Annotated in this window: 24 protein-coding genes; 17 read left to right on the forward strand and 7 right to left on the reverse strand. The window is 71.3% G+C overall.

Annotated elements, in window-relative coordinates; translation table 11 throughout:
• The first annotated feature begins 13 nt into the window (after nt 1-13).
• The 4 genes from ACZYRU_RS01675 (at nt 14) to ACZYRU_RS01690 (ending at nt 7,253) form a co-directional block, all read left to right on the forward strand.
• Entirely contained in the window at nt 14-3,358 is a 3,345-nt protein-coding gene (locus ACZYRU_RS01675) for a UvrD-helicase domain-containing protein (RefSeq protein WP_488955337.1), read from the forward strand.
• The gene (gene recD / locus ACZYRU_RS01680) at nt 3,355-5,124 is read left to right on the forward strand and encodes an exodeoxyribonuclease V subunit alpha (RefSeq protein WP_488955338.1); all 1,770 of its coding nucleotides are present in this window, start codon (nt 3,355-3,357) and stop codon (nt 5,122-5,124) included. The genes ACZYRU_RS01675 and recD overlap by 4 nt, the downstream gene beginning before the upstream one ends.
• 79 nt (nt 5,125-5,203) lie before the next feature.
• Complete coding sequence (locus ACZYRU_RS01685; RefSeq protein ID WP_488955339.1) at nt 5,204-5,815, forward strand: ACT domain-containing protein; 612 nt, start codon at nt 5,204-5,206, stop codon at nt 5,813-5,815.
• Between the two features lie 55 nt (nt 5,816-5,870).
• Nucleotides 5,871-7,253, forward strand: a complete 1,383-nt coding sequence (locus ACZYRU_RS01690; RefSeq protein WP_488955340.1) for a hypothetical protein — start codon at nt 5,871-5,873, stop codon at nt 7,251-7,253.
• A gap of 9 nt (nt 7,254-7,262) precedes the next feature.
• Here ACZYRU_RS01690 and ACZYRU_RS01695 read toward each other — a convergent pair whose 3' ends face one another.
• The 3 genes from ACZYRU_RS01695 to ACZYRU_RS01705 are packed head-to-tail and all read right to left on the reverse strand — an operon-like array spanning nt 7,263 to nt 8,453.
• Nucleotides 7,263-7,709 (reverse strand): nitroreductase family deazaflavin-dependent oxidoreductase, encoded by a 447-nt coding sequence (locus tag ACZYRU_RS01695; RefSeq protein ID WP_488955341.1) that lies wholly within the window; start codon nt 7,707-7,709, stop codon nt 7,263-7,265.
• A 37-nt stretch (nt 7,710-7,746) separates the two neighbouring features.
• Nucleotides 7,747-8,073: a thioredoxin gene (trxA, locus tag ACZYRU_RS01700; RefSeq protein ID WP_488955342.1), complete on the reverse strand. Its 327-nt coding sequence runs from the start codon at nt 8,071-8,073 to the stop codon at nt 7,747-7,749.
• Entirely contained in the window at nt 8,070-8,453 is a 384-nt protein-coding gene (locus ACZYRU_RS01705) for a MerR family transcriptional regulator (RefSeq protein ID WP_488955343.1), read from the reverse strand. The genes trxA and ACZYRU_RS01705 overlap by 4 nt, the downstream gene beginning before the upstream one ends.
• Nucleotides 8,454-8,525: 72 nt before the next feature.
• On the opposite strand from ACZYRU_RS01705, the gene ACZYRU_RS01710 reads away from it, so the two are divergent.
• Nucleotides 8,526-9,470 (forward strand): 1,4-dihydroxy-2-naphthoyl-CoA synthase, encoded by a 945-nt coding sequence (locus ACZYRU_RS01710; RefSeq protein ID WP_488955344.1) that lies wholly within the window; start codon nt 8,526-8,528, stop codon nt 9,468-9,470.
• Between the two features lie 212 nt (nt 9,471-9,682).
• On the opposite strand, the gene ACZYRU_RS01715 is transcribed toward ACZYRU_RS01710, so the two are convergent.
• Complete coding sequence (locus ACZYRU_RS01715; RefSeq protein ID WP_488955345.1) at nt 9,683-10,432, reverse strand: DUF3885 domain-containing protein; 750 nt, start codon at nt 10,430-10,432, stop codon at nt 9,683-9,685.
• A 69-nt stretch (nt 10,433-10,501) separates the two neighbouring features.
• Here ACZYRU_RS01715 and ACZYRU_RS01720 point away from each other — a divergent pair, with 69 nt between their 5' ends.
• Genes ACZYRU_RS01720 through ACZYRU_RS01755 form a run of 8 tightly spaced genes read left to right on the forward strand, consistent with a single transcriptional unit; the run spans nt 10,502 to nt 16,449 of the window.
• Complete coding sequence (locus ACZYRU_RS01720; RefSeq protein ID WP_488955346.1) at nt 10,502-11,884, forward strand: aromatic ring-hydroxylating oxygenase subunit alpha; 1,383 nt, start codon at nt 10,502-10,504, stop codon at nt 11,882-11,884.
• The gene (locus tag ACZYRU_RS01725) at nt 11,881-12,468 is read left to right on the forward strand and encodes a 3-phenylpropionate/cinnamic acid dioxygenase subunit beta (protein WP_488955347.1); all 588 of its coding nucleotides are present in this window, start codon (nt 11,881-11,883) and stop codon (nt 12,466-12,468) included. The genes ACZYRU_RS01720 and ACZYRU_RS01725 overlap by 4 nt, the downstream gene beginning before the upstream one ends.
• On the forward strand, nt 12,465-12,770 hold the full coding sequence (locus ACZYRU_RS01730) for a hypothetical protein (protein ID WP_488955348.1): 306 nt from the start codon (nt 12,465-12,467) through the stop codon (nt 12,768-12,770). The genes ACZYRU_RS01725 and ACZYRU_RS01730 overlap by 4 nt, the downstream gene beginning before the upstream one ends.
• Entirely contained in the window at nt 12,770-13,552 is a 783-nt protein-coding gene (hcaB, locus tag ACZYRU_RS01735; RefSeq protein ID WP_488955349.1) for a 3-(cis-5,6-dihydroxycyclohexa-1,3-dien-1-yl)propanoate dehydrogenase, read from the forward strand. The genes ACZYRU_RS01730 and hcaB overlap by 1 nt, the downstream gene beginning before the upstream one ends.
• Nucleotides 13,553-13,573: 21 nt before the next feature.
• Nucleotides 13,574-13,771: a ferredoxin gene (locus ACZYRU_RS01740; RefSeq protein ID WP_488955350.1), complete on the forward strand. Its 198-nt coding sequence runs from the start codon at nt 13,574-13,576 to the stop codon at nt 13,769-13,771.
• Entirely contained in the window at nt 13,768-14,916 is a 1,149-nt protein-coding gene (locus tag ACZYRU_RS01745; protein ID WP_488955351.1) for an NAD(P)/FAD-dependent oxidoreductase, read from the forward strand. Before ACZYRU_RS01740 ends, ACZYRU_RS01745 begins: the two co-directional genes overlap by 4 nt.
• Complete coding sequence (gene phtC, locus ACZYRU_RS01750) at nt 14,913-15,644, forward strand: 3,4-dihydroxyphthalate decarboxylase (protein ID WP_488955352.1); 732 nt, start codon at nt 14,913-14,915, stop codon at nt 15,642-15,644. The genes ACZYRU_RS01745 and phtC overlap by 4 nt, the downstream gene beginning before the upstream one ends.
• Before the next feature lie 31 nt (nt 15,645-15,675).
• Nucleotides 15,676-16,449, forward strand: coding sequence for an IclR family transcriptional regulator (locus tag ACZYRU_RS01755; protein WP_488955353.1), 774 nt, complete (start codon nt 15,676-15,678; stop codon nt 16,447-16,449).
• Nucleotides 16,450-16,479: 30 nt separating this feature from the next.
• Here ACZYRU_RS01755 and ACZYRU_RS01760 read toward each other — a convergent pair whose 3' ends face one another.
• The 3 genes from ACZYRU_RS01760 to ACZYRU_RS01770 are packed head-to-tail and all read right to left on the reverse strand — an operon-like array spanning nt 16,480 to nt 19,116.
• A complete protein-coding gene (locus ACZYRU_RS01760) occupies nt 16,480-17,676 on the reverse strand; it encodes a thiolase family protein (RefSeq protein WP_488955354.1) in 1,197 nt (398 codons plus the stop codon).
• A gap of 14 nt (nt 17,677-17,690) precedes the next feature.
• The gene (locus tag ACZYRU_RS01765) at nt 17,691-18,470 is read right to left on the reverse strand and encodes an IclR family transcriptional regulator (protein WP_488955355.1); all 780 of its coding nucleotides are present in this window, start codon (nt 18,468-18,470) and stop codon (nt 17,691-17,693) included.
• Between the two features lie 46 nt (nt 18,471-18,516).
• On the reverse strand, nt 18,517-19,116 hold the full coding sequence (locus tag ACZYRU_RS01770) for a VOC family protein (protein ID WP_488955356.1): 600 nt from the start codon (nt 19,114-19,116) through the stop codon (nt 18,517-18,519).
• Nucleotides 19,117-19,258: 142 nt separating this feature from the next.
• Here ACZYRU_RS01770 and ACZYRU_RS01775 point away from each other — a divergent pair, with 142 nt between their 5' ends.
• From ACZYRU_RS01775 to ACZYRU_RS01790, 4 genes are all read left to right on the forward strand, one after another.
• Complete coding sequence (locus ACZYRU_RS01775; protein ID WP_488955357.1) at nt 19,259-20,113, forward strand: TetR family transcriptional regulator; 855 nt, start codon at nt 19,259-19,261, stop codon at nt 20,111-20,113.
• Between the two features lie 85 nt (nt 20,114-20,198).
• On the forward strand, nt 20,199-21,434 hold the full coding sequence (locus tag ACZYRU_RS01780; protein ID WP_488955358.1) for an ABC transporter substrate-binding protein: 1,236 nt from the start codon (nt 20,199-20,201) through the stop codon (nt 21,432-21,434).
• A gap of 72 nt (nt 21,435-21,506) precedes the next feature.
• Nucleotides 21,507-24,191 (forward strand): ABC transporter permease subunit, encoded by a 2,685-nt coding sequence (locus tag ACZYRU_RS01785; protein WP_488955359.1) that lies wholly within the window; start codon nt 21,507-21,509, stop codon nt 24,189-24,191.
• A complete protein-coding gene (locus tag ACZYRU_RS01790) occupies nt 24,188-24,868 on the forward strand; it encodes an ABC transporter ATP-binding protein (protein ID WP_488955360.1) in 681 nt (226 codons plus the stop codon). The genes ACZYRU_RS01785 and ACZYRU_RS01790 overlap by 4 nt, the downstream gene beginning before the upstream one ends.
• Nucleotides 24,869-24,935 lie beyond the last annotated feature (67 nt).

Below are 24,935 nucleotides of genomic sequence, written 5' to 3' on the forward strand. Positions count from 1 at the left end.
CCCCTCGGAGAGCATGACTCCCTTCGACATCCGCGGCCCGCTGCCCACCGGCACCACCCTGCTCGAGGCCAGCGCCGGCACCGGCAAGACCTGGACCATCGGCGCGCTGGTGACCCGGTACGTCGCCGAGGAGGGCGTGCCGCTCGAGCAGCTGCTCGTCGTGACCTTCGGGCGGGCGGCGAGCCAGGAGCTGCGCGAGCAGGTACGCCGCCAGCTGGTCGAGGCCGAGTCCGCGTTGGCCGGGACCCTGGCGACACCGCCCACCGAGGTGATCGAGCAGCTGCTCGACTGCCCGCCCGAGGAGAGGGCGCTGCGGCACCGCCGGGTGAGCCAGGCGCTGGCCGACTTCGACGCGGCCACGATCGCCACCATCCACCAGTTCTGCTCGCTGGTCCTCGACTCCCTCGGCGTCGCGGGCGACACCGACGCCCGGGCCCGGCTGGTCGAGAACCTCGACGACATGCTGGTCGAGGTCGTCGACGACCTCTACCTGCGGGCGTTCGCGCAGCTGCCCGACGGCACCGCGCCGGCGTTCACCCACACCGAGGCGCTCGCCATCGCCCGGCGCGTCGTCGGCGACCCGCAGGCCGACCTCGAGCCGGCGGACCTGCCCCGGGACGACCCGGCCGGGCGGCGGGTGGCGTTCGCCGCCGCCGTGCGCAACGAGATCGACCGGCGCAAGCGCCGCTTGGGCGTGCTGTCCTACGACGACCTGCTCGACCAGCTCGCCCACGCGCTGGAGAAGGAGGACTCCCCGGCCCGGGCGCGGATGCGGGCGCGGTGGCGGATCGTGCTGGTCGACGAGTTCCAGGACACCGACCCGGTGCAGTGGAAGGTGTTCGACCGTGCCTTCAGCGGCCGGGCCACCATGGTGCTCATCGGTGACCCCAAGCAGGCGATCTACGCCTTCCGCGGGGGCGACGTGACGACGTACCTCACCGCTGCGGAGACCGCCACCACCCGCCAGACGCTCGGGGTCAACCGGCGCAGCGACGCGGACCTGATCGCCGGGTTCGGCCGCCTGCTCGGCGGTGCCGAGCTCGGCGACCCGCGGATCGTCGTCCACGACGTGCGGGCCCACCACCAGGAGTCCCGGCTGGTCGGGGCGCCGAAGCCCGCGCCGTTCCGGGTGCGGGTGGTGCGCCGCGAGACCTTCGGCAAGCGCGGCGGCACCAACCTGACGGTCCACCAGGTCCGGCCCCACATCGCGCGCGACCTCGCCCACGACATCCGCGCGCTGGTCACCAGCGGCGCGACCTTCGACGGGCGCGACCTGCGTCCTGACGACATCGCGGTCATCTGCTACCGCCACGCCGACCTTGCCGCCGCCCGTGCCGCCCTGCAGGAGGTCGGTGTCGCCGCCGTCATCGCCGGCGGCGGCAGCGTGTTCGCGACCCCGGCCGCGGTCGAGTGGCTCTCCCTGCTCGAGGCCCTCGAGCAGCCCCACCGCACCCCACGGGTGCGGGCCGCGGCGCTCACCTCCTTCCTGGGGTACGACGCCGCGACCCTCGACGCCGGCGGTGACGACCTCAGCGACGACCTGGGCGACCGGCTCCGGTCGTGGTCCGAGGCGCTCGGCCGGCGCGGTGTCGCCGCGGTGGTCGAGGCCGCGACCTCCGGCGGCATGCCGGAGCGTCTCCTCGGCCAGGTCGGTGGCGAGCGCACCCTGACCGACCTGCGCCACATCGGCGAGGTGCTCCACGAGGCCGCGCTGCGCGAGCAGATGGGGGCTGTCGCGCTGCTGGCGTGGCTGCGCCAGCAGGTGCTCGAGGCGCGCGACGGTCGCGGTGCGGAGCGGACCCGCCGTCTCGACTCCGACGCCGATGCGGTGCAGCTCGTGACGATCCATGCGAGCAAGGGCCTGCAGTACCCCGTCGTCTACCTGCCCTCGCTCGCCGACCGCTGGGTCGCGTCGACGGCCGACAAGCCGCTCTTCCACGACGCCGACGGCCGCCGCTGCCTCGACGTCGCCAACGCCGGCCCCGACTGGGCCGACCACGTCCGGCGCTGGAAGGACGAGGAGAACGGTGAGTGGCTGCGGCTGCTGTACGTCGCCCTCACCCGCGCCCAGAGCCAGGTCGTCGCCTGGTGGGCGCCGACCAGCAACGCCAAGGCCTCCCCGCTCCACCGCCTGCTGCTGCGCGGTCCGGCACCGGACGGCGACGGCCTGAGCAGCGTTGTCCCCGTCGACCCGGCGGTGCCCGACGAGGACGCCGCGACCCGGCTCTTCGCGACCTGGCGCGACCGCGGTGCCTTCGTGCCCGAGGTCGCCGAGCCCGCGACAGCACTGCCCCCGCTGCCGCAGGACCCGCCTGCCGAGCTGAGTGCCCGCGCCTTCACCCGGTCCGTCGACACCGGGTGGCGGCGTACGTCGTACTCCGCGCTGAGCCACGTCGACCTCGGCGTCCCGGCCCCCGGCGTCGGCAGCGAGCCCGAGGTCGAGCCGAAGGACGACGAGGACCTGCCACCGGTGGTCGAGGTCGCTGAGCCCGACCCGGCGCTCGCCGTACCGTCCCCGATGGCGGGGCTGCCGCTCGGTGCGACCTTCGGCTCGCTGGTCCACGGCGTGCTCGAGCACGCCGACCCGGCGGTGCCCGACCTGCGCGCCGAGCTGCTCGGCCACATCGAGGACCAGCTGACCTGGTGGCCGGTGGCGCTCGACACCGAGGAGCTGGCCGACGCCCTCGTGGCGGTGCTCGACACCCCGCTCGGGCCGCTGATGGACGAGACGACGCTGCGTCGCGTCGGCACGGCCGACCGGCTCTGCGAGCTCGACTTCGAGCTGCCGCTGTCCGGCGGCGACCACCCGGTCCACCAGGCGCGCTCGCCGGAGGAGGTGCTGCTCGGCGACGTCGCGTCCCTGCTGAGGAAGCACCTGCCCGAGGGCGACCCGGTGAGGGCGTACGCCGACGCGCTCGACAACCCGCTGCTCGGTGGGCAGGTGCTGCGCGGCTACCTGACCGGCTCGATCGACGTCGTGCTCCGGCTGCCGACGGCCGACGGCGCGGACGTCCGCTACGTCGTCATCGACTACAAGACCAACTGGCTCGGGCCGACCGACGAGCCACTGACCGCGGGCGCCTACCGGCCGAGCGCGCTCGACGACGCGATGGGGCACTCCGACTACCCGCTCCAGGCCCTGCTGTACGCCGTCGTGCTGCACCGGTTCCTGCGCTGGCGCCAGCCCGACTACGACCCCGCGCGCCACCTCGGCGGGGTCGCCTACCTCTACCTGCGTGGCATGTGCGGCCCGGAGACGCCACGGGTCGACGGCAACCCGTGCGGCATCTTCACCTGGCAGCCGCCGGTCGACCTCGTGGTCGGGCTGTCCGACCTCCTGGACGGACGGAAGCCGTGACCGAGATCTTCGAGCCGACCTCGCCCCACGACCCACGCCTGGCACGGCGGGTCGACGGGCTGCTGGGCGCCTTCAACGCCGCTGGCGTCGTGGACGCGGCCGACGTCCGGGTCGCCGAGCGGGTGGCTGCACTCGCGGGTGAGGACGAGGAGCGCGTGCTGCTCGCGGCCGCTCTCGCCGTTCGCTCGGTCCGCGGCGGATCCGTCGGTCTCGACCTCGACGCGCTGCCCGACCTCGACGGCACCGACCTGCTCTGGCCGGACCGCGCCGACTGGGTCGCGGCGATCGAGGCCTCCGCCCTCGTGGCCGCCGAGGTGCTGCACGTCGAGCACGGCCTGGTCTACCTCGACCGCTACCACCGGCTCGAGCGCCAGGTCGCCGACGACCTGACCGCGCGGATCGTGCTCGGTCCGCCCGCCGTCGACGAGGCGGTCCTCGCGGCGACCCTGCAGCGCGTGAGCGGCGACCACCTCAGCACCGAGCAGGCGGCCGCGGTCGAGCACGCCGCCCGCCACCGCACCACCGTGCTGACCGGCGGCCCCGGCACCGGCAAGACCACCACCGTGGCGCGGCTGGTGCTGGCGCTGGCCGACCAGTTCGCGGTGGCCCACGAGCGGCGGATGTCGATCGCGCTGGCCGCGCCGACCGGCAAGGCCGCGACCCGGCTGCAGGAGGCGGTCTCCGCCGAGCTCGGCGCCCTGGGCGCGCTGGGCGACGCCGACCACCAGGTCGCGCCGCCCGAGGCGATGACCCTCCACCGGCTGCTGGGCTGGCGTCCCGACAACACCACGCGGTTCCGCAACGACCGCGGCAACCGGCTCAAGTACGACCTGGTCGTGGTCGACGAGGCGTCCATGGTCGACCTGACCATGATGGCCCGGCTGCTCGAGGCGGTCCGCCCCGACAGCCGGCTGGTCCTCGTCGGCGACCCGCGCCAGCTCACGTCCGTCGGCGCCGGCGCCGTGCTCTCCGACCTGGTCGCCGGCTTCGCCGACCATCCCGACTCGCCCGTCGTCGCCCTCACCGAGAACCACCGCTCCACCGAGGAGATCAAGGGCCTCGCCGCGGCCCTGCGCGACGACTCGCCGGACGCCGCCGACCGGGTGATCGAGGTGCTGCGGGCCGGCACCGGCGAGGTCGAGTGGCGCAACACCGACGACCCCGTCGAGGCGCTGCAGGCCGAGTGCACCGCCGCCGCGCTGCGAGTCCGGTCCGCGGCGGTCGACGACGGGCCCGAGGCCGCGCTCGCCGAGATCGAGGGCTTCCGGCTGCTCTGCGCCCACCGCGACGGCCCCTACGGCGTCCGTGTCTGGAACCGCCACGTCGAGCAGTGGCTCGCCGCCGAGATCGGCGCACCCCTCGGCTCGGCCTGGTACGCCGGACGCCCGCTCCTGGTCACCAGCAACGACTACGCCCTCGACGTCTACAACGGCGAGACCGGCGTCGTCGTGACCGACCCGTCCGGCCGGCCCCGGGCGTGGATCGCCGGCGCCGGCGCACCCCGCCCGTTCGCCCCGGCCCGCCTCGACGCGATCGAGACCATGCACGCGATGACGATCCACAAGAGCCAGGGCAGCCAGGCGACGCGGATCGCCGTGCTGCTGCCGGAGGAGGGCTCGCGCCTGCTCAGCCGCGAGCTCTTCTACACCGCCGTCACCCGCGCGCGAGAGAGCCTGCTCGTGGTGGGGTCCGAGGCCGCCGTACGCGCTGCGGTGACGACGACCGCACAGCGCGCGACCGGCCTGCGGCACCGGCTCGCGCCGTAGGACGCAGCCAGCGACGACGCCGCGCCCAAGCGGTGGCCCCGCAACCGGCCCGAAACCTGGTCGGGTTAGTGTCGAGACCATGCCATTCCTGCTCCGCGTGCTGCTGCCCGACGTCCCGGGGTCGCTGGGTCGCGTCGCGACGGCGATCGGTATGGCGGGCGGCGACATCGAGGCGATCGAGATCGTCGAGCACCGCATCGACGACGGCACCGCGGTCGACGACGTCCTGCTCGAGCTGGAGCAGGGGATGATGCCCGACTCCGTCGTGTCGGCGTGCAATGCGCTCGACGGGGTCGAGGTGCTCTTCGTGAGCCGCTACCCCGCCGGCGGCAACCTGATGCTGGACCTCGAGGCCGTCGAGGAGCTGACCGCTGCGCCCGACCAGGCCTTCGACAAGCTGATCGACCTGCTGCCCGCGACCTTCCGGGTCGACTGGGCCGCGCGGGTGCACCGGGCGAAGGGCGTCGTCTACGGCACCAGCGCCGCGCCCGACGACTTCGAGTTCATCGAGATCGAGTCCCCGACGCGGCTGGAGTCGCCCGAGGACGAGGTCACCCTGTTCGCGGCCGCGCGGCTCGACGGCAACGAGATCGTCGTCGTCGGCCGCCGCGGCGGGCCGGAGTTCGCCGACTCTGAGATCATGCGGCTCGGCCACCTGTGCGGCCTGACCGTCACGATCGCCAACAGCTGAGCCACGGCCGAGGGCTCGGCGTTTCCCGCGCGGTCAGCGCGGCTATCTTCCTGCCATGCATCTCGGGCACAGGTGGAAGGTCGGCGCGGTTCTCGCGTCCCTGGTGGTGACGGCAGCCTGCTCCGGCGGCGGCTCGGCGACGCCGTCGGCGGACAGCAGTCCCTCGGGCTCCCCGGCTGCCCGGGAGGAGAAGCCGAAGGCGGCGCCGACCTGGATCGGCACCGACGGCCAGGAGATCAGGATCGGCGAGCGCCGCTACGTCAGCCCGTGCCAGGTGCTGACGCCGCGGGACGCGTCGGTGGCCGTCGGAGGCTTCTCGGGGCGCGACAACATCGAGGAGGAGTACGTCGACTCCTCGAAGCCGAAGGATGGGCGCGCGTACCCGACGAGGTGTGAATACCTGCTGGTCCGCGGCCTCCTCGACGTCTGGACCCTCTCGGTCGAGGCCGAGCAGGTCGCGGACAGGCCGAAGCCCTCGGAGGCGCTCCTCGTCGACGACTTCGTCGCAGCCAGGGAAGAGCTGGAGCCGGTGGTCGCCCGCCTCGAGCAGGTCGTGACGGCCGACCCGGGACGACAGCTCGTGGCCCAGATGCGGGCCAGCCTCGAGCTGCTGCCCGACGAGCTCGACGTCCCGGTCACCGAGGAGCAGGTGGCGTCCCTCGTGCTGCCCGACCGATGGGCCACGTCCGGCGTGGTCGTGCGGCAGGGCGACACGGAGTGGACGGTCGAGTACCGCGGCGGCGACACCTACGGATTCGAGAAGCTGACCGACGACGACCTCCGCGAGCGGGCCGACGTGCTCGCCAGGGCGGTCGAGTCGGTGCGTGCGCACCTCGCGGACCCGGAGCTGTCCCAGGAGCCCGCGCCGACGTACCTCACGACGACGACGCACCGCGGCCCGTCCCCCGTCCTCGAGCCGTGCGCCATCCTCACCGACGAGGCGTTCGAGAAGATCCTGCACGGAACGCCCACCGTCACGGTCGAGCGGGCCTCGGCGGCGGTCGACCTCGAGGCCTCTCCGAGGGGAGTCGACGGGATCACGATCCTGCCGTGGAACAGCTGCAAACGGACCCACGACAGCGGGATCGGTCCGCTCGACGAGTCGAAGCAGACCTCGATCGAGATCTCCGTGTCCTATGCCGCGGATCTCGCGGAGCTCAAGCGAGACGGCCGACTCGAGTCGAAGTTCGCCCACCGGAAGCTGCGCACCCGGGCCGACTGGGCCAGGGTGAGCCTCGTGCTCGGCTCCCTGAGCTACGTCTTCCGGGTCGGCCCCTACTTCGTGATCCTCGACGTCAGCCGCCTCGATCGCGAGGCCGGCATCGGCGACATCGACACCGTCGACGGTTCGAAGCGCGACCACGTGCGCGCGATCAACGTCCTCTCCGACGCCCTGCGCGCGGCGATCGACCGGTCGACCACCCTGCTGGCCGACTGAACGCCGGGCTCAGGCGGCGACCGGCTCCAGCAGGAACACGGGGATCTCGCGGTCCGTCTTCTCCTGGTACGACGCGTAGGTCGGCCAGGTCGCGACGGCGTGGTCCCACCACTGCCGGCGCTCCTCGCCCTCGGCGATGCGCACCGTGCAGGCCTTCGGCTCCGGGCCGTCCTGGAGCTCGACGAGGGGGTTCGCGACGAAATTGGCGTACCAGCTCGGGTTCTCCGGAGCGCCGCCCATGGACGCGATGGCGGCGTACACGCCGTCCTTCTCGACCCGCATGACCGGGTTCTTGCGGAGCTTTCCGGACCTGGCGCCGACCGAGGTGATCACCACGATCGGGTCCTTCGATCCACGCAGCGTGTTTGCCTTCGTGCCGCCCGAGGCCTCGTACTCCGCGACCTGGTCGCGGACCCACTTCTGGCTGCTGGGCTCGTACTCACCGTGAAGGGTCATGCCCTTCTCAAGGGCACCGTGCGCCCGGCTATTCCGCTCAGCCGGCGAGGGCGTGGTCGATCTCCCGGTCCAGGGCGGCCTTCGGGCGCGCGCCGCGCAGCTCGTGGACGGGTACGCCGTCGCGGAAGACCAGCATCGTCGGCAGTCCCATCACGCGGTAGCGGGCCGAGATCACGGGGTTCTCGTCGCTGTTGACCTTCACCACCCGCAGCGCGCCCTCGCGCTCGTCGGCGATCTTCGCGAGGACCGGCGCGACCTGGTGGCACGGGCCGCACCACTGCGCCCAGAACTCGACCAGCACGGGCTGGTCGGACGCGAGCACCTCGTGCTCGAAGTCGGCGTCGGTGATCTCCTGCAGGGTCATGATGTCTCCTCGTGGTTCGTGGTGGTCGGGTAGTTCTCGGCGTCGCTCAACAGCCCGGACAGCTCGCCGCGCAGCTTGCTCAGCTCCTCGATCCGCTGGTCGATCTCGGCGATCCGCAGCCGGTAGGCGTCCAGCGACGACGGGCACACGTCGGCCCGCTCGTTGCCCGCCCGCAGGCACTCGACGAACGGCACCGTCTCGTCGGCGGTGAGGCCCAGCGAGAGCAGGGCGCGGATCTCGCGTACGACGAGCACGTCCGCGTCGTCGTACTCCCGGTAGCCGTTGGCCGCCCGCTCCGGCGTGATCAGGCCGCGCGACTCGTAGTAGCGCACCGCCTTCACGCTCACGCCGGCGCGTTCGGCGAGGTCCTTGATGAGCACGCACCGACCGTAGACCTTGCCCCCAGGGGCAAGGTCAAGCCCGAACCTCGTCATGCCCTAGGTTCAGGTGCCATGAGTGCGATCGAGGGCGTGAGCGAGACGTTCGACGCGAGCCAGTGGGATGTCGTCCCCGGCTTCGAGGACCTGACCGACCTGACCTACCACCGCGCGAAGGCGCACGGCACGGTCCGGATCGCGTTCGACCGCCCCGACGTCCTCAATGCCTTCCGCCCGCACACGGTCGACGAGCTGCTGCGCACGCTCGAGCACGCGCGCCAGTCCGGCGACGTCGGCTGCGTCCTGCTGACCGGCAACGGCCCCAGCGCGAAGAACGGCAAGTGGGCCTTCTGCACCGGCGGCGACCAGCGGATCCGCGGTCGCGCGGGCTACCAGTACGAGGACGTCTCGGCCGGTGCCGCGGACACCGGTGCCGAGGAGCCCAGCCCGATCGACAAGGCCCGCCTCGCGCGCCTGCACATCCTCGAGTGCCAGCGCCTGATCCGCTTCATGCCCAAGGTCGTCATCTGCGTCGTCCCCGGCTGGGCGGCCGGCGGCGGCCACAGCCTCTTCGTCACCTGCGACCTCGCCCTCGCCTCCACCGAGCACGCCCGCTTCAAGCAGACCGACGCCGACGTGGGCTCCTTCGACGGCGGCTACGGCTCGGCGTACCTCGCCCGCCAGGTGGGCCAGAAGTTCGCCCGCGAGATCTTCTTCCTCGGCCAGGAGTACTCCGCCGACGACGCCGTCCGGATGGGCGCCGCCAATCGCGCCGTTCCCCACGCCGAGCTCGAGGCCACTGCCCTCGAGTGGGGCCGCCTGATCAACGGCAAGAGTCCCACCGCCCAGCGGATGCTCAAGTACTCCTTCAACCTGCTCGACGACGGCCTGGTCGGCCAGCAGTTGTTCGCCGGCGAGACCACCCGGCTGGCGTACATGACCGACGAGGCGCAGGAGGGGCGGGACCAGTTCCTGGAGAAGCGGGAGCCGGACTGGTCGCCGTACCCCTGGTACTACTGATCTGGGCGGTTTGCGCAGGTCAGGAGTTTGACACGCTTGTCCAGGTCAGCGGCCTGCGTGGGCATCGTGAGGCAGATGCGTGGCGGGAATCGCGATCGAGATTCGGATCGCGATCGCTGTCGCCCGGACCGCGTCGCCCTGATGTCTCGCGCCCGTCGGGCCTGACGCCGGCGCCAAGACGGCACTCCTCCAGCAGGTCAGTGGTCGGGCGGTCAGAGACCGCCGGGGTATGGCGACAGCCAATCGGCATGACGGGCCTTGAGGGCGTCGCGCTCGACCGCATGCGGAAGTAGAACGTCGGTACCTCCGTCGTACGGGCAGTAGAGCCACTCGAGATTGGACGCGCCGATCACGAAGTGGCCTCGATCGTCGGCTGCCGCAAGGAGGAGCGCGTCGATCTCGGATTCCGACAGTCCGGTCGCCGCCCAGAAGTAGTTGTGGCCGGTGTCGGGATCTTCGTCTGTCGGGCCACGGCGCCAAGGCCAGGCGTCAGGCACGTGGCGCTTCGACCAGCCGGCAGACAGGTCCTGCCAACCCCAATCCGCAGCGATCACGCGCAAGGCACCAACGCGGTCGGAGCCGCGAAGCTCGTTGAGGACCGTGCGATGCCGTCGGAGGATCTCGGCGTACTCGGCCGGGTTCTCGGCGTACCGCTTCGACTCCGGGAGGCTGTGGAATCGGACCCATCGGTCGGCGTACTCGACTCGAAGCACGTGGCCGAGGGGCTCGGCCTTGGGCCACGTGCGCTGCCACAGATCCGTCAGTCGTGCTGCCCGCGCGCTGATCTCGCCCTGCTCGAACGCGCCGTGATGACCGCGTGCTCGTCGCCAACGGCTCGTGAGCGCCCAGCGCACCTGGAGTGACCTGAACCCGATCCGCCCACGCAGCGACTCGAGGGTGGGCGGCCGGCGCATGGCGACGAGCGTAGTGACCCGGACGGCCGGCAGCGGTACGTCCGCCATTGACAGGACGGTCTCTGTTCTACAGAATCAATCTCTGTAAAGCAGAGAATCGAAACGAAGGGACTGGCGATGGGTGTGGACCAGGAGCTGCTGGCGAACGTGAGGCGCGGCATGCTGCCGGCGCACATCTACAACGACGAGGGCGTCTTTGCTGCTGAGTGCGATCGGCTGTTCAGCCGGGCCTGGCAGTTCGTCGCGCACGAGTCCGAGATCCCCGAGGTCGGCGACTACGTCGTGCGCCGGGTACTGGATAACTCGTTCATCGTGTCGCGTGACCACGGGGGTCAGGTCAACGCGATGTTCAACATGTGCCTGCACCGCGGCATGCAGGTGTGCCGGGCCGAGCAGGGCAACGCTTCGCACTTCCGCTGCCCCTACCACGGCTGGTCGTACCGCAACGACGGCAAGCTGGCCGGCCTCCCGTTCCACAAGGAGGCGTTCGGCGGCGAGGAGGGCTTCACTCGCAAGGGCCAGCGCCTGCTGCCTGCGCCGTCGGTCGAGTCGTACAACGGGCTGATCTTCGTCTCACTCGACCCGGAGGCCATGCCGCTGCGTGAGTTCCTCGGCGACTTCGCCTTCTACCTCGACTACTACACGAAGCAGAGCCCGTCCGGTGTCGAGGTGCTCGGCCCCCAGCGGTGGCGGGTGAAGGCCAACTGGAAGATCGGCGCGGAGAACTTCGCCGGCGACATGTACCACACGCCGCAGACCCACACGAGCGTCGTGGAGATCGGGCTCTTCCGCGAGCCGAAGGCGGAGAAGCGCAAGGACGGCAACACCTACTGGGCCGGTCGTGGCGGCGGTACGACGTACAAGCTGCCGCCCGGCACGCTCGAGGAGCGACTGCGCTACGTCGGCTACCCGGACGAGATGATCGAGCGGATGAAGGCCAGCTGGTCGGCCGAGCAGCTCGACGTCATCGGGCGCGACGGCTTCATGATCTCGGCTGCGTCCGTGTTCCCGAACCTCAGCCTGGTCCACAACTGGCCGAAGGTCGCCGACTCCGACGAGGTGCTGCCGTTCATCTCGCTGCGTCAGTGGCAGCCGATCAGCGAGAACGAGACCGAGGTGCTCTCCTGGTTCGTGGTCGACAAGGAGGCGCCGGAGGAGTTCAAGGCGCTGTCCTACAAGGCCTACCTGATGTGCTTCGGCACCAGCGGCATGTTCGAGCAGGACGACGTCGAGAACTGGGTCTCGCTGACCAACACCGCGGGCGGCACGATGGCTCGTCGCCTCCTGCTGAACGGCCGGATGGGCCTGCTCCACGACGACAGTCCGGTGGTGCAGCCGCTCGGCCCCGACGAGTTCGCAGGCCCGGGGGTCGCGCACGTCGGGTACGGCGAGTACAACCAGCGTCACCTCCTCGACCTGTGGGCCGACCACCTCGAGATGCCGCCGGCACAGTTCGGTTCGATCGAGGTCGGCACGCCCGCGTCGGAGGTCGCGCGATGAGCACCTACATCCCGATCCGCTCCGACGACTCACCCCTCGGGCGTCAGGCTGCCGCGACCCAGCCTGTGGGGGCGAGCCTCGACTTCGCCGACCCGCGCCACCAGATGGCGCACCGCTGGCTGGTGGAGGAGGCCTACGTCCTGGACCGCCAGAGCTACGAGGAGTGGCTCGACCTGCTGGCCGAGGACATCCACTACTACATGCCGATCCGAGTCACGACCGCGCTGGGAGCCGGCTACGACACCGCCCGTCGGATGGCGCACTTCGACGAGGACAAGTACTCGTTGAGCCGACGGGTCGCCCGGTTCGCCACCGAGCACGCCTGGACCGAGGACCCGCCGTCCCGGATCCGGCACCACCTCTCCAACGTGCGCACCTTCGCGACGGAGTCGGCCGACGAGCTGGTCGTCGAGTCCGCCGTGCTGCTGTTCCGCAGCCGGGGCGACGTCAACGAGCCGTCACTCATCTCCGCCGGCCGGACCGACCTGCTGCGTCAGGTCGACGGATCGTGGCTCCTGGCCAGGCGCCACATCGCCGTCGACGAGTCGGTGCTGCGCACCCAGAACCTGGCGATCTTCCTGTGAGCCTCGCGTGGGAGGGGGAGCAGGAGGACGCCGAGGCCGCCCGTCGCGCGGCCGCCGACCGGGATGCCTTCCTCGCTACCCAGGAGGGCCCGGCTCTCGTGCTCGGCAACGAGTTCTCCGAGGTCCGGGTGCTCAAGGTGCACGGACGCAACGGCGCCCGCCTCATGATCGAGGCGCCGCGCTCGGGCCAGTGGATCACCCTCGACCCGCTCGAACTCGAAGCGCTGACCTGGCAGAACGCCGCGACCTTCACGGCGATGGTCGGCCAGCCGTTCGGCCCGCTCGTCCCCGAGGCGGAGTGATGAGCGGCTGGTTGGAGGGCAAGCGCGCCCTCGTCATCGGCGCCGGTTCCGGCATCGGCCGCGCCGTCGTTGACGCCTATCTCGGGGAGGGCGCGCAGGTCGCGGCGCTCGAGCTCGACGACGTGAAGTGTGCGCAGCTGCGAGAGGAACGGCCCGAGGTCGTCGTACTGCAGGGGGACGCCGCCACCCGCGGGGCCAACGACGCGGCCGTGGCCGCGACCGTCGATGCGTACGGCGGGCTCGACGTGCTGGTCAGCACCGTCGGCATCTTCGACTTCTACCGTCCGCTCGGCGACCTCGGGGCCGACGAGCTCGACGGGGCCTTCGACGAGATGTTCGCCGTCAATGTGAAGTCGCTCCTGCACTCGGTGAAGGCGGCGACGCCGGCGCTGCGCGGCTCGGGTGGGAACGTCATCCTCACCGAGTCGACGTCGGCGTACTACCCCGGCCGGGGCGGCGTGCTGTACGTCGCCTCCAAGTTCGCCGTCCGCGGGCTGGTCACCGCGCTGGGGCACGAGCTGGCCCCGGACGTGCGGGTCAACGGCGTCGCACCCGGCGGCACGCTGAACACCGACCTCAAGGGACTGTCCGCGCTCGGGCTGACCGAGAACCGGCTGGACGGTCCCGATCGCGCCGCCGCGCTCGCGGCACGCACTCCGCTCCAGGTGGCACTCAGCGGTGCCGACCACGCCGGGAGCTACGTCTTTCTCGCCTCCGACCGAGCGCGAGGGATCTCCGGCCGCACCGTGCACACGGACGGTGGCATGGGGATCAAGGTCTGAGAATCAAGGAGTTGAACTGAGATGGCTGTCCTCAAGGCCGACCTGGCCGCCTGCCAGGGGTACGCGAACTGCGTCGTCGCTGCCGATGACGCCTACGACCTCGACGACGACGGGATCGTGGTCCTGCTGATGGACCGCATCGACGAGTCCGACCGGGCCCGGATCGAGGCCGCCGCCCGCAGCTGCCCGGTCTCCGCCCTCTCCGTGGAGGACGAGTGAGGCACGGTGACCGCGTCGTCATCGTCGGCGGTTCCGTTGCGGGGGTCCGCGCCGCGCGGGCGCTGCGCGACGCAGGCCACGGTGGGTCGATCACGATCCTCGAGGCCGAGACGGAGCTGCCCTACGACAAGCCGCCGCTGTCGAAGGGAGAGGCCGGCGAGCGCGGCTGCGTCCGCCTGCTGACTCCGGACCAGGCAGACGAGCTGGGCATCGAGCTGCGTCTCGGGTTCCGCGCCGAACGACTGGACGTCGCCCCGCGTCGGGTGTGGCTCACGGACGACACCTTCGTCGACTACGACCACCTGGTCATCGCCACCGGCCTGACCCCCCGCCGGCCGTCGTACGACGTCGCGGGGATCCACGTGCTGCGCACCCTCGAGGACGCCCGCGGCGTGCGGGACGCGATCGACCGAGCCATCCGGATCCTGGTCATCGGTGCCGGGTTCATCGGCGCCGAGGTCGCGTCGATGGCGCGCGCCAGCGGCGTCGAGGTCGTGCTCGTCGATCCGGCGGTCGTGCCGATGCGCAGGATCGTCGGCGAGGAGGTCGGTCGGCGCTTCGTCGAGCTGCATGAGCGCCACGGTGTCGACGTCCGGTTCGGGGTGACAGCCACGACCATCGTCGAGGACGGGGACGGCTACCTGGTCGACCTCTCCGACGGCACTTCGCTCCCTGTTGACGCTGTGATCGCGGGCATCGGGTCCGAGGTCAGCCTCGACTGGCTCGGCGATTCCGGCCTGCCTCTCGACGACGGCGTCGTCTGCGACGAGCGCGGTGCCGTGGTCGGCGTCGACGGGATCCACGCAGTCGGCGACGCGGCCCGCTGGAACGGCGCGCGCGTCGAGCACTGGACCAATGCCGTCGAGCAGGCCGACTGCGTCGCTCACAACATCGTCCATCCGGACCAGACCGTCGCCAACACGGCGGTGCCCTACGTCTGGAGCGACCAGCACGACTGGAACATCCAGATCGTCGGGCACCTCGACCCGGAGGCCGAGCCGGACATCGTCGAGGAGGACGCGCCGTACCGGCTCGCCGCGACCTGGCGCGACGCCTCCGGTACGACGACCGGTGCCGTCACCGTGAACTGGCCGCGCGAGTCGCTGCGGGTGCGCAAGGCGCTGCGGCACGGCGGTGCCGCATGAGCCTCGACTCACTGCGCCAGGACATCGCAGACGGGTGTCGTGTGCTGGCCGCGCGGAACCTCGCGCCCGGCTTCCTCGGCCACATCAGCGTCCGCGTCGACGACGACCTGGTGCTGGTCCGGTGCCGTGGGCCGCGGGAGCGGGGCCTCGCGCACACGGAGGCCGACGACGTCCGACTCGTGCGGTTCGACGGAAGCGCCGGCGGCCCGGGCGAGCTGGACGGCTATGCCGTTCCCGCCGAGCTGCCGTTGCACATCGCGGTGCTGAAGCGACGCCTCGACGTGACCAGCGTCGTGCACGCACACCCCGTCGATGTCGTCGTCGCCGACCTGGCAGGGCTGCCGTTCGTGCCGCTGGTGGGCGCCTACGACATCCCGGGCGCCGTGCTCGCTGCCGGCGGGATCCCCGTCTTCCCGCGGTCCTCGCTGATCTCTACGCCCGAGCTCGGCGACGCGGTCGCGGGAGCCCTGGGTGACCGTCCGGTCGTGGTGATGCGCGGGCACGGCCTGACCTCGACCGGGGCGACGGTTGCGGAGGCGGTGCTGCGGGCGTCGTCGGTCGCGACCATCGCGGGCCTGGCGCGGGCGGTCGCTGCGGCCGGGGGCACGCCCCGGGCCATTCCCGACGAGGACCTCGCCGACCTGCCCGACCTCGGCGGCGGCCTCAACCTGGACACGGCGTGGCGTCACGAGCTCGCCCGTCTCACCGAACGCAGCCTCCTTCCGTGACCATGCGGTGCGCGGTCGTTACAGTGCGCGGGTGACCAACGGCAGCGATGCGCCGCGACCGCAGTACCCGATCGAGTCCGTCGACAACGCGCTCAAGATCCTCCTGCTCCTCGGTGAGCGGCGCAGCATTCGGCTGACCGACGTCAGTGAGTACCTCGGCGTCGCGTCCTCGACCGCCCACCGCCTGATGGCGATGCTGCTCTACCGCGGGTTCGCGCGGCAGTCCACCGACTCGCGCGCCTACGAGCCGGGCCCGGCGATGACGACCATCGCGTTCTCGGTGCTCCGGCAGGTCGACGTCCGTGCGCGGGTGCATCCCTATCTCGAGCGGCTCTCCGCCGGTCTCGGTGAGACCGTCCATCTGAGCCGCCTGCAGGGCAGGGTCGTGTCCTTCATCGACGCGGTCGAGAGTCCGCGGGCGGTGCGCGTGGGTTCGCGCCTGGGAGTGACAATGCCGGCGCACTGCACGTCGTCCGGCAAGGCCCTGCTCTCCACGCTCGACGACGCCGCACTCGAATCCCTCTATCCCGACGAGGAGCTCGTCGGGATGACCCCGAAGTCGATCACCAAGCGCTCGACGTTGCTGCGCCAGCTCGCCCGCGCCCGACAGGACGGATTCGCCGTCAGCAACGGGGAGAGCGAGGAGGGCGTGGCTTCCGTCTCGGTCCCGCTGGGTGAGTACGACGGGGCGCGCTACGCCGTCAACGTGTCGACTCCGAAAGCGCGAATGACCGACGAGACCCGCGCGGAGATCGCTGACGAGCTGAAGGCGGTCGCAGCGGACGTCGCCGGGTTCTTCCTCTGACGCCGCATCGGGTGGTGTGCCCGGCTCTGCCTACAGGCGCTCGATGATGGTGGCGTTCGCCATTCCCGCCGCCTCACACATGGTCTGGAGCCCGTATCGGCCGCCCGTCGCCTCGAGGTGGGTGAGCAGCGTCCCGAGCATGCGCGTGCCCGACGAGCCGAGGGCGTGGCCGAGAGCGATCGCGCCGCCCCGAGGATTGAGCCGGGCCGGATCGGCGTCGAGCTCGCGGGCCCACGCCAGCGGTACCGGGGCGAAGGCCTCATTGACCTCGTAGGCGTCGATCGCGCTCAGGCTCAGCCCGGCGCGTGCCAGCGCCTGTCGCGTCGCGGGGATCGGGGCGGTCAGCATGAGGAGGGGGTCGTCACCGGTGACGGCGAACGACACGAACCGCGCCCGTGGCGTGACACCGAGGCGCAGAGCGGCTGCCTCGCTCATGATCAGGGCCGCTGAAGCCCCGTCGGTCAGGGGCGAGGAGTTGCCGGGCGTGATGTTCCACTGCAGGTCGGGGAAGCGCGCAGCCAGCTCGTCGGTCCGGAAGGACGCCCGCAGGCCGGCGAGGCCCTCGCGGCTCGTCGAGGGACGCACAGTCTCGTCGACGAGATGGGTCGTCGACGGTCCGCCGTCCGTGCCCGGCACGACGAGCGGCACGATCTCGCGGTCGAACGATCCGGCATCGATCGCTGCCGAGGCACGGCGGTGCGACTCTGCGGCGAAGGCATCGAGGTCGTCGCGATCCAGGTTCCAGCGGGCCGCCACGAGCTCGGCCGAGACTCCCTGGTTGACGAGGCCGTCCGGGTAGCGGCTGGCCATCTCGGGGCCCTCGAAGTCCTGGCCCAGGGTGGCCGCGTTCATGGGGACCCGGCTCATCGACTCGACGCCGCAGGCGATCACGATGTCCTGGACGCCGGCCATCACGGCCTGTGCCGCGAAGTGCACCGCCTGCTGGCTCGAGCCGCACTGGCGGTTGAGCGTCGTGGCCGGCACCGACTCCGGGAATCCGGCCCCGAGCACGGCACTGCGCGCCAGGTTCATCGACTGCTCGCCCACCTGCTGCACGCAGCCCGCGATGACGTCGTCGACGACACCGGGATCCAGGTCGTTGCGTCGAACGATCTGCTCGAGGCCGCTGACCAGCAGCGAGACGGGGTGCACTGTTGAGAGTGCGCCTCCGGGCTTGCCTCGGCCGGATGCGAGCCGGACGACGTCGACGAGAACGGCGTGTGCCATGTTCGGTACTCCTCCTACGCGCCGCGACGTACGGCACGGTCGATGACGGCGCGAGCGGCGTCCGCGGCGCTGCGGACCTCCCGCGCCACTTCGGGGATGCGGCTGTGGGGGCATCGGGCACGCGCCATGGCCACGCCGAACGCGCCGTGCACCTCGCCGACCGAGTCCCGGACGGCGACGCCGACCGCGACCACGTCGCGCTCGGTCTCCTCCATGCTCACGGCGTAGCCGGCCCTGCGTACGGAGGCGAGCTGCTTCTTGAGCGCGTCGAGGCTGCGCGGCGCCGGTCCGTAGGAGTCCGGGAGGTCGCGCGGGTAGAGGGCGTCGAGCTCGGACGAGGTGAGGGTGCTGAGCACCGCCTTCCCGACCGCCGTGGCGTGGGCCGGCATCGTCATCCCGACTCGCGACGTCACGCGTCCGGGCAGGGTGCGCTCCGCGCCCGCCATGAAATGGGCCGCGGTGCCCCGGACGACGACGAAGTGCGCGGTCTCGTCCAACCGTCCGGCCAGGTTCGCCAGGATCGGATCGAGGGGGAGGGCAGGTGCCGGCAGGGGCCGTGAACCCTGCGTGGGACCGATCGCCGTCGCTTCGTACGCCCGCCGCGCGTTGCGCGTGGCGAAGCCGCGGAAGACGAGCATCGCCAGCAGCCGATGGGCCGTCGAGGGTGCGACGCGCAGCTCGCGGGCGGCCTCGGTGACGCCGACCGCACCGCGCTCCTCGAGGAGCCGGATCAGCCGAAGCGCGTTGTCGACGGACTCGATCGGATAGGCGACGGAGCTCGGCTGTGCGGTCATGCCCGGTTCTCCTCTCGAACCTGGTGGTGCGGGACGGTCGGCCGGGTCAGGCCCGCGCGCCCCGACGGACCTGGGGGTACTTGGCGGCGTCGGCAGGCACGCCGTCGCTGTCGACCGGCAGGTGGGCGACGTCATCGGCCCGCAACTCACGGGTCCAGGCGGCGAACTCGAGCAGGACGCCGTCCGGGTCGAAGAAGTAGAACGAGCGGACGTAGACACCGTCGTGGAAGTCCCGGGCCACGCCGTACTTGCTCTCGTCGTGGTCGAGCACCGGGCCCGTGGTGACACCCTTCGCCTCGAGGTCGGCCTTGTACTGCTCGAACTTGTCGAGGGGCACCTTGAACGAGACGTGGTTCATGCTCGCGTGGGCCGTGGCGATGTCGCCGATGCCCGGGAGCTCAGCCGGGGAGGCGATGCCCGGGGCCCGGTCGGGGGCGTCCTTGAACCAGAAGAACGCCAGGTACTGGTCGGCGCCCATGTGGAAGAAGAAGTGCTGGCCCATGGGCATCTCCACGGTCTTGGCCAGCTTCATGCCGAGGACGTTCGTGTAGAAGTCGACCGTGCGCTCCATGTCCGAGCACACGAGGGCGAGGTGACACACCCCGCCGAGCTCGAACTCGTCGTTGGTCAGGTCTGCTGCAGTCATCGTCGGCCTCTCGATCCGGGTGCGGCGGTATGTGCCGTCGACGCTAGGAGGGATATGTTCGTTCGACAAGGACGTACGATCGTTCTCTCGAAACCGAACACTTCTGGTCCGCGGTGAACAGCGCGACCGGAGAGGGTGGGACATGGCCGCCTCCAGCACGCACCGGGATGAACACGCGTCGACCGAGCCGGACGGCGCGCTGGTACGGGCGCACCGGACGGCGCAGGGGATCGCGCTGCGTCGCCTGGCGGCCGAGATCGGGATGAGTGCGTCGGCCCTCAGCGACTTCGAGACCGGGAAGACCCAGCTGCGTCCTGCGCGCCTGAGGGCGCTGTGCGACCGCCTCGGCATCGCACTGCCTCCCGAGGAGGACGCCTCTTTCGACGACTGGCGCGTGTACGAACCGATCGCGGTCCCGCGGGTCTACCAGGCCGCGCTCGAGCTGTTCTCCGAGCTCGGCTACCACGGCACCTCGATGCGCATGATCGCGGAGCGGGTCGGCATCTCGGTCGCGGGCCTCTACCACCACGCAGCGAGCAAGCATGATCTGCTGACCTGGTTGCTCGAACGCGCGATGGCCGAGCTCGAGGCACGCTGTACGGCGGCGGCCGCGGAGTCGCCCGACGCGCTGGCGCAGGTCCGGGCCGTGACGGAGTGCCTGATCCGGTTCCACGCCGATCGCAAGGCGTGGGCCCGCCTGGCGGCGAGCGAGCTGCGAGCGCTCGAGCCGCCCGCACGGGCGCGGCTCTGGGGTGAGCGCGCACGGGTCTACGAGCGGGTCCGGGCGAGCGTTGCGACGGCCCGCGGGGTCGCGGAGGACGATCCCGCGGCGGACCACGCCGCGATCGCCATCGTGACGATGTCGGTGGCGGTCGCCGACTGGTACCGGCCCGGAGTGGACGACGTGGAGGCGATCGCGGCCGACTTCGGCGAGCTGGCAGTGGCCATGGCTTCCCGGAGGCCGGAATGTGATTCTGCTCATAAGAATGCCCTGTGATGGGCCGAGCGCGGCCGCCGGGCGGCGGTGATCCTCTCCTGAACCAGCAATCGGCGCAGTCGCGCCGGGACGGATCAGGAGAATCATGCGAAACCAGATCACTCACGACCGGCGGTCCGTCCGCCGGATCGTCCGCTCGCGGGGGCGGGCGGCCGCTCTCGGCGCGGCACTGTCGCTGACCGTGGCGTCCCTGGCCGCCTGCTCGTCGGATGCCGGCGGCGCGGACTCGGACACCATCACGATCATGATCGAGGGCGCGATCTCGGGACCCGTCTACGCGCTCCCCGAGATGGTGACCGGTGCCGGCGCCGCCGTGAAGCGCATCAACGACGACGGAGGCATCGACGGCAGGAAGGTCGAGCTGGTCGTCTGCGACGACCAGGGCAACCCGAACAAGGCGGCCGAGTGCGGCCGCAAGGCAGCGTCCGAGAAGGTCGTCGCCGTCGTCGGCGGACTCTCGACCTACGACAACCGGTTCATCCCGACGCTCGAGGCAGCCAAGATCCCCTACATCGGATCCGTCGACCAGCTGCCCGAGACCCACCTCAGCCCGGTCTCGTTCCCGATCGTGTCCGGTGCGGTGACCTATGTCGCGGGCGCCAAGCTGCTCAGCCGGGAAGGGTGCACCAAGCCGTCGATCCTGGTCGTCGACCAGCCGGGCGTGGACGACACCATCGCGCAGATGACCTCCGGCTACCGCGACTCCGGCACCAAGGACGTCGGCGTGTTCAAGTTCGCCACCAACACCACCGACTTCAGCGCCGCGGTCGGTGCTGCCACGGCGAACGGCGCCGACTGCCTGCAGCTCGGTGCCGGACCGCAGGCGCTCGCCGGGATCCTGCTGGCCGTGAAGAAGGCGGGGATCGACATCCCGCTCGCCGTCTCGACGTCAGCCGTGCTCGACTCGCTGCTCCAGCCGATCGACTTCCCTGCCGGCCAGCTGCGCGCGACCGGTCCGTTCTACCTGCCGGGCTCGGGTGCCGGCGCCGAGCAGGACGAGGCTCTCGAGCAGTTCGTCTCCGACATGAAGGCGATGAAGAAGAGTGGTCAGGAGGCCGCGATCGACGCCCTGTCGCTCAACTCCTACGTGACCACCCTGATGTTCGCCGACGTGGCCAAGGACCTCGACGAGGTGACGGCGTCCTCGGTGCTGGAGGCGATGAGCTCCTACCAGTCGACGCTGCCCTACACGGGCCCGATCGACTTCGGCGGCAAGGCGCCGATCGAGGACCACCCGCAGGTGCACGCCAATGTCTCGATCGTCTACGCGTGGGACGGTTCCGCGCTCAAGGTCGAGGGCGAGCCGATCGTCGTCGAGTGACACGGTCCGTGGGCGGGGCGCCGCCTCGCCCACGGACCTCTCGTCGTCGGCTGCCGGCCAAGGAGAAGTCGTATGTCTTTGTTCTTCCAGTTCGTCCTGCTCGGCCTCGCGAGCGGTGGGCTCTACGCCCTGTCCGCGCTCAGCCTGGTCGTCGTGCACCGCGTGTCGGGGGCGATCAACTTCGCCAACGGTGCGATCGCGGTGAGTGCGGGCTATGCCCTGTCGTACCTGCGCACCAGCGGAATGCCGATCGTGCCCGCCATCGCGATCTCCCTCGCCCTGGGCGCTGTGCTGGGCGTCGTCATCCAGCTGCTCGTGATGCGCCCGCTGCGGGCGGCGAGCACGCTGACCAAGGCGATCGCGACCCTGTGCGTGCTCGTCGTGCTCCAGGCCGCCTGCGCGTTGAAGTTCGGCACCCAGCCCCTGATCGTCGCGACCTACCTGCCGCAGGACCAGGTCACCATCTTCGGCGCGACCATCACGGTCGACGTCCTCATCACCGTGGCGATCGCGCTGGTCCTGGCCGTCGGCCTGTCCGTCCTCTACCGCCGCACGCGTTTCGGTCTCGCGACATCGGCGGTCGCCGAGAACGGCGAGGCGTTGTCGGCGCTGGGCTGGTCCACCGACCTGGTCGCCCTCGGCAACTGGGCGATCGCCGGATTCCTCGCCGCGGTGACGGGCGTGCTGCTGGCGCCGAGCATCGGCGTCAGCCTGGCCGGGATGACCACTCTGCTCCTGCCGGCATTGGCAGCCGCGCTGTTCGGCGGGCTCCGCTCCTTCACCTGGACGTTCGTGAGCGCTCTCGGCATCGGCGTCCTGACCGCCGAGCTGGCCCTGTACGCGCAGCGACCGGTGCTGCGGGACTTCCCGAACCTGCCCGACGCGATTCCCTTCCTCATCATCGTGACCGTGCTGATGGTGCGTGGCCGGAGCCTGCCCACCCGGGACTTCGTGGAGGCCCGGCTGCCCGCGCTGGGCTCCGGGCGGATCCGGCCCGTGGTCGTCGTACCCGTGCTGGTCGGTGCTGTCGTGCTGATCCAGTGGGTGCTGCCGGTCGACTGGGTGCAGGCGGTCACCACGACGATGATCGCCGGTGTCATCCTCTGCTCGCTGGTGCTCCTGATCGGGTACGCCGGACAGCTGTCCCTCGCGCAGCTTTCCATCGGTGGCGTCGGCGCCCTGGTCGCGGCGCGCCTGGTGGCCGATGCCCAGCTCCCGTGGCTGTTGGCGGCTGTGCTGGGAGTTCTGGCCGCCGTACCCCTCGGGCTGCTCGTCGGGCTCCCGGCCGCGCGCGCTCGCGGTGCGACACTTGCCGTCGTCACGCTCGGGCTCGCCGTCACCCTCAATGCGCTGGTGTTCAGCACGACGCGCCTCACCGGAGGCAACGCCGGGATCGATGTCGGGCTGCCGACGGCCTTCGGGGTGAGCATCGACGAGACGCTGTACCCGCGCCGCTACGCGCTGGTCGTCCTCGCGTTGTTCGCGGGACTTTCCCTGCTGCTGTGCGTGATCCGACGCTCGGCCTGGGGACGGCGGATGATCGCCGTCCGTGGCAACGAGCGGGCCGCCGCGTCGGTGGGGATCTCGGTCGTGTCGACCAAGCTGACCGCCTTCGCGGTCTCGGCCGCCATGGCCTCGGTGGGCGCGGTCCTCGGTGCCTTCCGGTACCCGACGGCGCTGTTCACGGCCTTCGACCCCTTCCAGTCGGTCAACTACGTCGTGGAGGCCATCGTCGGCGGTGTCGGGTTCGTGTCCGGCGCGGCGGCGGGAAGCACGCTGGAGCCCAGCGGCGTGGGAGCTCGCATCCTCGAGAACGGACACCTCGGCAACCTGCTCACGCTGGTGGGCGGGATCCTGGCGCTGATCACGGTGGTCGCCAACCCGGACGGGCTGGCCGGCGGCTGGCGTCGCAAGCGCCGGTCGGTCGTTCCCGACGACGAGACGCCGGCGCCGTCCGCGGAGGGGCAGCCGCCGGGTGACCTCGTTCCGCTGCCGTCCGGATCCGACCTGCCGGACCTGACCACCCTCGCGGTGAACGACCTCGTCGTCAGGTTCGGCGCCGTCGTGGCCGTCGACCACGTCGGTTTCGAGCTGCGCGGTGGTGAGGTGCTCGGGATCATCGGGCCGAACGGCGCCGGCAAGACGACGCTGATCGACGCATTGACGGGCTACGTTCCGGCGTCGGGCAGCGTCACCCTCGACGGACGCCCCGTCCACGACCTGGAGCCGCACCGGCGCAGCCGGCTGGGCATCCTGCGGTCGTTCCAGTCACTGGAGCTCTTCGAGGACCTCAGCGTTCGCGAGAACCTCATGGCAGGCCGCAGCCCGGGCCGGCACGGGCGCCGCAAGGGCGAGCTGAGCGACTTCGCGCGCGCAGCGGTCGAGGAGCTCGGGCTGTCGAGCTCGTTGGACCGCCTGCCGAGCGAGCTCAGCTATGGAAAGCGGCGGCTGCTCGCGATCGCCCGAGCGCTCGCCTCGCGCCCGTCGGTGCTGCTGCTCGACGAGCCCGCCGCGGGTCTCGACGACCGCGATCGCGAGGCGCTCAAGCACCTGGTGCGCCACCTGGCCTCCCAGTGGCGGATCGCGGTCATCCTCATCGAGCACGACGTGGACCTGGTCATGTCCGTGTCCACCAGGGTCCTCGCTCTCAACTTCGGCAAGGTGATCACGATCGGGAGCCCGCAGGAGGTGCGACGTCACCCCGAGGTGGTCGACGCGTACCTCGGCGCGGACGTCGCGACGGAGGGAGTCTCATGACAACGAACGGTCTGGTCGCGCGCGGGATCTCGGCCGGGTACCACGGCGTACCCGCCATCTCGGAGGTCGACATCGAGGTCCGGGCGGGGGAGGTGGTCGCGCTCCTCGGCGCCAACGGCGCCGGGAAGACGACCACGCTCAAGGCGTTGTCCGGTCAGCTGCGCCTGATGGGAGGCGAGGTGGCGAGCAACGGTACGACGGTCTGGCGCCCCCTGCACCGACGAGCCCGCGCCGGGCTCGGCCTGCTGACGGAGACCAGGTGCGTCTTCATGGACCTGACCGTGCGCGAGAACCTGCGACTCGGACGCGGCGCCGAGTCGGCGGCGCTGGGCTACTTCCCCGAGCTCGAGCAGCGGATCGACGTCCGTGCCGGTCTGCTGTCCGGAGGGGAGCAGCAGATGCTCGCCCTCGCCCGCATCCTCGCGGGTCGGCCGAAGGTCCTGCTCGCCGACGAGCTCTCCCTGGGGCTGGCCCCGCTGGTCGTCGCCCGCCTGTTGCGCGCCCTGTCCGACGCAGCGGCTGAGGGGACAGCGGTGCTGATGGTCGAGCAGCAGGCCCGCGCTGCCCTCGGCGCAGCCGATCGGGCCTACGTCCTGCGGCGCGGCCGTGTCGTTCTGGACGGTCGTGCTGCCGACCTGGCACAGCGCCCCGAGGCGCTCTCGGAGCTGTACATGTAGTGGGTGGGCCCACCACGACGAAGGGTCGGCCCGCTTCCCTCCGGGGGAGCGGGCCGACCCTTCGTGC

The sequence above is a fragment of the Nocardioides sp. F233 genome (assembly GCF_057813895.1).